The 5436-nt window shown below is 70.7% G+C and carries 5 protein-coding genes and 1 pseudogene; 4 read left to right on the forward strand and 2 right to left on the reverse strand.

Features of this window, described 5'->3' with window-relative positions:
• Positions 1-174 precede the first annotated feature (174 nt).
• Both G6028_RS13000 and G6028_RS13005 read right to left on the reverse strand, forming a co-directional pair.
• A complete protein-coding gene (locus tag G6028_RS13000) occupies positions 175-1809 on the reverse strand; it encodes a long-chain fatty acid--CoA ligase (protein ID WP_182610385.1) in 1635 nt (544 codons plus the stop codon).
• A 51-nt stretch (positions 1810-1860) separates the two neighbouring features.
• Positions 1861-2277, reverse strand: coding sequence for a carboxymuconolactone decarboxylase family protein (locus G6028_RS13005; RefSeq protein ID WP_182659126.1), 417 nt, complete (start codon positions 2275-2277; stop codon positions 1861-1863).
• A 298-nt stretch (positions 2278-2575) separates the two neighbouring features.
• On the opposite strand from G6028_RS13005, the gene G6028_RS13010 reads away from it, so the two are divergent.
• The 4 genes and pseudogenes from G6028_RS13010 to G6028_RS17730 form a co-directional block, all read left to right on the forward strand.
• Positions 2576-3511, forward strand: a complete 936-nt coding sequence (locus G6028_RS13010) for an ABC transporter substrate-binding protein (RefSeq protein WP_182615542.1) — start codon at positions 2576-2578, stop codon at positions 3509-3511.
• Positions 3508-4536 (forward strand): FecCD family ABC transporter permease, encoded by a 1029-nt coding sequence (locus G6028_RS13015; protein WP_179523768.1) that lies wholly within the window; start codon positions 3508-3510, stop codon positions 4534-4536. The genes G6028_RS13010 and G6028_RS13015 overlap by 4 nt, the downstream gene beginning before the upstream one ends.
• Entirely contained in the window at positions 4533-5333 is an 801-nt protein-coding gene (locus G6028_RS13020; RefSeq protein ID WP_182643910.1) for an ABC transporter ATP-binding protein, read from the forward strand. Before G6028_RS13015 ends, G6028_RS13020 begins: the two co-directional genes overlap by 4 nt.
• Positions 5333-5436 (forward strand): annotated as a pseudogene (locus G6028_RS17730) (MBL fold metallo-hydrolase); the annotation flags it as partial. The gene G6028_RS13020 and the pseudogene G6028_RS17730, both read left to right, overlap by 1 nt.

The following is a 5436-nucleotide window of genomic DNA, read 5'->3' on the forward strand; positions in this document are numbered from 1 at the left end:
CCCGCGCGACCCGCCCGACCCGCGCGCGCAACCCGCCCAATCGCCGCCGCGACCCGTCCAGCCGCCGCCGCTCCAACGAGAAGAGCGTTCCGCGCACCTGCCTCTCGGGCGATGTGCGCGGAACGCTCTTCTCGTTGGGGCGGGACCGGACCGGTGGGGCGGCCCGACCGGGGGCTACTTCTCCAGGGCGTTGACCACCGTGAGCTCACCGTCGGAGTGCGAGACGCGGATGCGCTTCTTGTCGAGCTTGCCGACGGAGGTCTTGGGGATCTCGTCGACGAACGCGAACTTCTCCGGCACCTGCCACTTGGCCATCCTGGACTCGAGGTGCGCGCGCAGGTCCTCGACGTCGGGGTCGGCCACGCCCTCCTTGACCACGATCGTGGCCAGCGGGCGCTCGTCCCACTTGGGGTCGGGGATCCCGATCACGGCCGCCTCGGCCACGGCTGGGTGCTCGAGGAGGTAGTTCTCCACCTCCACGGAGGAGATCCACTCGCCGCCGGACTTGATGATGTCCTTGGCACGGTCAGTGAGCTGCAGGAACGCCTCGGGGCGGACGTAGCCGACGTCGCCGGTGCGCAGCCAGCCGTCGTCGAACGAGTCGGAGTTCTCCACCTTGTAGTAGCTGCCCGTGATCCAGGGGCCGCGCACCTGGAGCTCACCCACGGACTCGCCGTCCCAGGGCATTTCCTGGCCGGCGTCGTCGACGATCCGGGCCTTGACCCCCGCGATGAACCGGCCCTGCGTGGTGCGCAGGTCGAACTGCTTCTCCTCCGGCAGGTCCGCCTTCGGCCGCGACAGCGTGCCGATGGGCGAGGTCTCCGTCATGCCCCACGCGTGGATGATGTTGATCCCGTAGTTCTCCTTGAACTTGCGGATCAGCGCGGGCGGGCAGGAGCTGCCGCCCACGACCACGGCACGGAAGCTCGACATGTCGATCGGGTGATCGACGCTGTACGCGTCCACGGCCTGCCAGATCGTGGGGACGGCGGCGGCCAGGGTCGGCCGCTCGGAGGCGATCATCGCGGCCAGCGGCTCGGGCTGCAGGAAGCGCTCGGGCATGAGCAGTGAGGCACCCACCAGGAACGCCGCGTACGGCAGCCCCCACGACATCGCGTGGAACATGGGGACGATCGCCAGCACGTTGTCGTCGAGCGAGATGTCCATCCCGTCCGACATGCACACCTGCATCGAGTGGAGGTAGATCGACCGGTGCGAGTAGACGACGCCCTTCGGATCGCCCGTGGTGCCCGAGGTGTAACACATCGCGGCGCCGGAGTTCTCGTCGACCTCGGGCCACTCGAACTCGGTGGGCTGGGCCGCCAGAAGCGCCTCGTAGTCGTGCACCTGCACGCCCTCCGGGGCCTCGAGGTTCGCCGCACCGCCGCCGGTGACGATCACGTGCTCGACGGTCGAGAACCGCGGCAGCAGGGGCTGCAGGAGCGGGATCAGGCTCGGGTCGACGATGACGACCTTGTCCTCGGCGTGGTTGGCCACGAACTCGAGCTGGTCCGGGAACAGCCGGATGTTCAGGGGGTGGAGCACCGCGCCCATCGACGGGATGGCCAGGTAGGCCTCCATGTGCTCCGAGTTGTTCCACTGGAACGTCGCGACGCGCTGGTCTGCGTCGATCCCGAGCGAACGCAGCCCGTGGGCGAGCTGGGCCGCCCGCTTCCCGAGTTCGCCGAACGTGACTTTCCGCGGGCCCTGATCGGTCCAGGTGGTGACGACCGCGTCCGAGTGGACGGTCGCGCCGAACGTCAGGATGGTACTGATGTTCAGCTGTTCCGGCTGCATGGTGCTGCGCATGCGAGGGGCTCCTCACTCAGGGGGTGTCGGGGGTCACTTCTGGACACAACCCTACCTGCCGTCGAGGGCGTCGAAGACCTCCTGGACCGTCTTCATGGCCGAGAGGGCCGCCGGCGCCCCGCAGTACCCCGAGGCGTGGATCACGGCCTCGGTGATCTCCTCGCGGGTGAGGCCGTTGGTCAGGCCGCCGCGCACGTGACCGGCCAACTCGACGTTCGCCCGCAACGCCACGAGCATGCCGATGTTCAACAGGCTGCGGTCGCGGCGCCCGAGTCCCGGACGGTCCCAGATATTCCCCCACACGTTCTCGGTGACCACGTACTGGAGGGCCTCGGAGGCGGTCCCCTCGGCCCGGCCCATCGCGCGGTCCACGAAGGCGTCGCCCATCACCCCGCGCCGGGTCGCGAAACCCCGCGACCGGAGTTCCGCGGCCGAAGGCCCCTCGCCTGAACCGTTCGTCGTCGTCATCTCGTGGTCCTTCCTGTCGGTGGGTGTCGGAGGGTGGTCACGGCCCATCCTGCCGTCGACCCGGGGGTCGGCTACCCTCGGAGGGTCCGGCTCCCCCGCCGGACACCCGTGGTGCCCGGCGGAAGTCGGTGTGAATCCGACGATGCCCGCGCAACTGTGATCCCGCCCCGAGCGGGCGCGCCGGGTCGGCCGGTACCGCGGCACCGTACGAACTGACCTCGCACGAAGGACGGTTGCGTGCCGCGGCGTCCGCGTCGCTGCCGAGCTGCTTTCGTCCTGGCGATCCCCGGAGGATGTCATGCACCTGTCTCGAGCCCGGACCACGCCCCGAGCCCGCTCCCGGTTCGCCGCCGTCCTCACCGCAGTCGCGCTGATCGCCTCAGCCTGCTCCGGGGCGGACGACCCGGAGGCAGACCAGACCGGCGGCGCCGCCGCCTCCGGCGAGCCGCAGGCGATCATCTCGCTCAGCCCCACCACCACCGAGATGCTCTACGCCGTGGGTGCCGGCGACCGGGTGGTCGCGGTGGACGAACGCTCGAACTATCCCGCCGATGCGCCGGTCACCGACCTGTCGGGCTACACCCCGAACCTCGAGGCGATCCTCGGGTACCAGCCGGACCTGGTCGTGGCCACGGACGACACCGGCGACATCGTCTCCGGTCTCGAGAGGTCCGGGGTCGAGGTCCTGCTGCTCCCCGCCGCACGGACCCTGGACGACACCTACACCCAGATCGAACAGGTCGGCGCGGCCACCGGCACGGTCGGCGAGGCCGCCGAACTGGTCTCGCGGATGCGGGGCGAGATCGACGAGATCGTGGCCTCGGTCCCCCGGCGTGAGACCCCGCTGACCTACTTCCACGAGCTCGACGACACCTACTACACCGTCACCGACGACACGTACATCGGCGAGGTGTACTCCCTGTTGGGGCTGACCTCCATCGCGACCGGCGAGGACGCCTACCCGCAGCTGTCCGAGGAACTGATCCTCGAGGCGGACCCCGACCTGGTGATGCTCGCCGACGGGCAGTGCTGCGGGATCACCCCGGAGGTCGTCGCCGAGCGTCCCGGCTGGGGCGAGCTCGCCGCGGTCAGGCAGGACCGCGTCTTCGTGGTCGACGAGGACCTGGCCAGCCGGTGGGGCCCGCGCGTGGTGGACTTCATGCGTGAGGTGGCCGGGATCATCTCCACACTGACTGTGAACGAATCACAGCCCGAGAGGGAACCTGCCTCGTGACCCGTGCGTCGCCCCGCCACGCCCTGGTGTTGGGCGGAGCGACAGTGCTCTTCCTCGTGGCGCTGGTGGCGGGCACGCTGGTCGGTCCCGCCGACCTCACCCCGCGGGGAGTCCTGCTCGAGCTGGTCGGGCGACTGCCGTTCGTGCACGTCGACTCGGGGTTCTCGCCTCGCCAGCAGGTGATCCTGTGGGAGATCCGGATCCCGCGGGTCGTGCTCGGCGGGATCGTCGGCGCGATGTTGGCGATCGCCGGCGCGACCTATCAGGGCGTGTTCCGCAACCCGCTCGCCGACCCCTATCTCCTGGGTGTCTCCAGCGGCGCCGGGCTGGGCGCGACGCTGGCGATCGTCGTGGGCGGGGCCATGGGTTCGGCGATGGTGCCCCCGGCGGCGTTCGTCGGCGGCATGATCGCGGTGATGGCCACCTACACCCTCGGCCGCAGTGTCGGTGGCGGTCGGACCGAGGTCGTGATCATCCTCGCGGGAGTCGCGGTCGCCGCGTTCGCGAGCGCCATCCAGACCTTCTTCATGCAGCGCAACGACGAGACCCTGAGGCAGGTGTACTCGTGGATGCTCGGCCGGCTCACGACCAGCGGCTGGTCCGAGGTGCTGACCGTGCTGCCGTACGTCCTGGTCTCGGTCGCGGTGATCGCCCTGTTCCGGCGCACCCTCGACGTGATGGCGGTGGGTGACGTCGAGGCCTCCACCCTCGGCATCGCCCCGGCCCGGGTGCGGCTGGTGCTCATCAGCGTCGCCACGCTGGGCACCGCCGCGGTCGTGTCCGTGAGCGGCCTGATCGGCTTCGTCGGCATCGTGATCCCGCACGCCGTGCGGATGGTGATCGGCCCGGGCCACCGGTTACTCCTACCGCTCTCCCTGCTGGTCGGCGCGAGTTTCCTCGTCCTGGCCGACATAGTGGCCCGCACCGCGGTGAGCCCGGCCGAGCTGCCGATCGGGGTCGTGACGGCGGCGATCGGGGCCCCGTTCTTCCTGTTCGTCCTGCGTCGGAGCCGGGGGCTCATATGACCTCCACCCCGGACGCCGGCGAAGCCCTGTCCTGCCGCGGTCTCCATGTGGCCCGTGACGCCGTGCCCGTCCTGCACGGGATCGACCTGGTCGTGCCCACCGGGACCTGGATCTCCCTGGTCGGGCCGAACGGCTCGGGCAAGACCACGCTGCTCTACGCCATGGCCGGGCTCATCCCGTCCCGTGGGGAGGTCGAGGTCATGGGTCTGGCGCCACGGAGGGCCGGGCGACGGCGGGTCGCCCGGATGGTGGCGCTCATGCCACAACGCCCGGTCGTGCCCGAGGGCGTGAGCGCACGTGAGCTGATCCGGCTGGGCCGCACACCCCACATCCCCCGCTTCGGCACCGAGTCGCCCCACGACCACGAGGTCGTCGAGGGAGTGATCGACAGACTCGCGCTGCACGACCTCGCCCCGCGCATCGCCACCACGCTGTCCGGGGGCGAGCTCCAGCGGGTGGTCCTGGGCCGGGCGCTGGCACAGGAGCCCCGGGTGTTGTTGTTGGACGAGCCGACGAGCGCCCTCGACATCGGGCACCAACAGCAGGTCCTCGAGCTGGTCGACTCGATGCGACGCGAGAGCGGACTCACCGTGGTGGCCGCCATGCACGACCTCACCTCCGCCGCGCACTACGGCGAACGCGTGGTCCTGCTCGACGAGGGCCGGATCGTCGCCGACGGCACCGGGGAGGACGTGCTCACCGTCGAACGGGTGGCCGAGGTGTACGACGCCCGCGTCGAGGTCCTCGACCGCCCCGACGGCCGCGCCGTCCTGCCGCTCCGGGAGCCGGGGGCCTGATGGAGGTCGTGCTGCTGGGCACGGGTGCCGCCGACGGGTGGCCCAACCCGTTCTGCCGCTGCGACTCCTGCCTCGACGCCCTGCGGCGCGGGGAGGTGCGCGG

It is taken from the genome of Dietzia cercidiphylli, assembly GCF_014145145.1.
Lineage (GTDB): Bacteria > Actinomycetota > Actinomycetes > Mycobacteriales > Mycobacteriaceae > Dietzia > Dietzia natronolimnaea.

What these genes read in the sequence shown, in the direction of transcription:
- G6028_RS13005 (WP_182659126.1), bottom strand. Translation starts at nt 2,277, where the DNA reads ATGACGACGACGAACGGTTCAGGCGAGGGGCCTTCGGCCGCGGAACTC.
- G6028_RS13020 (WP_182643910.1), top strand. Translation starts at nt 4,533, where the DNA reads ATGACCTCCACCCCGGACGCCGGCGAAGCCCTGTCCTGCCGCGGTCTC.
- G6028_RS13010 (WP_182615542.1), top strand. Translation starts at nt 2,576, where the DNA reads ATGCACCTGTCTCGAGCCCGGACCACGCCCCGAGCCCGCTCCCGGTTC.
- G6028_RS13000 (WP_182610385.1), bottom strand. Translation starts at nt 1,809, where the DNA reads ATGCGCAGCACCATGCAGCCGGAACAGCTGAACATCAGTACCATCCTG.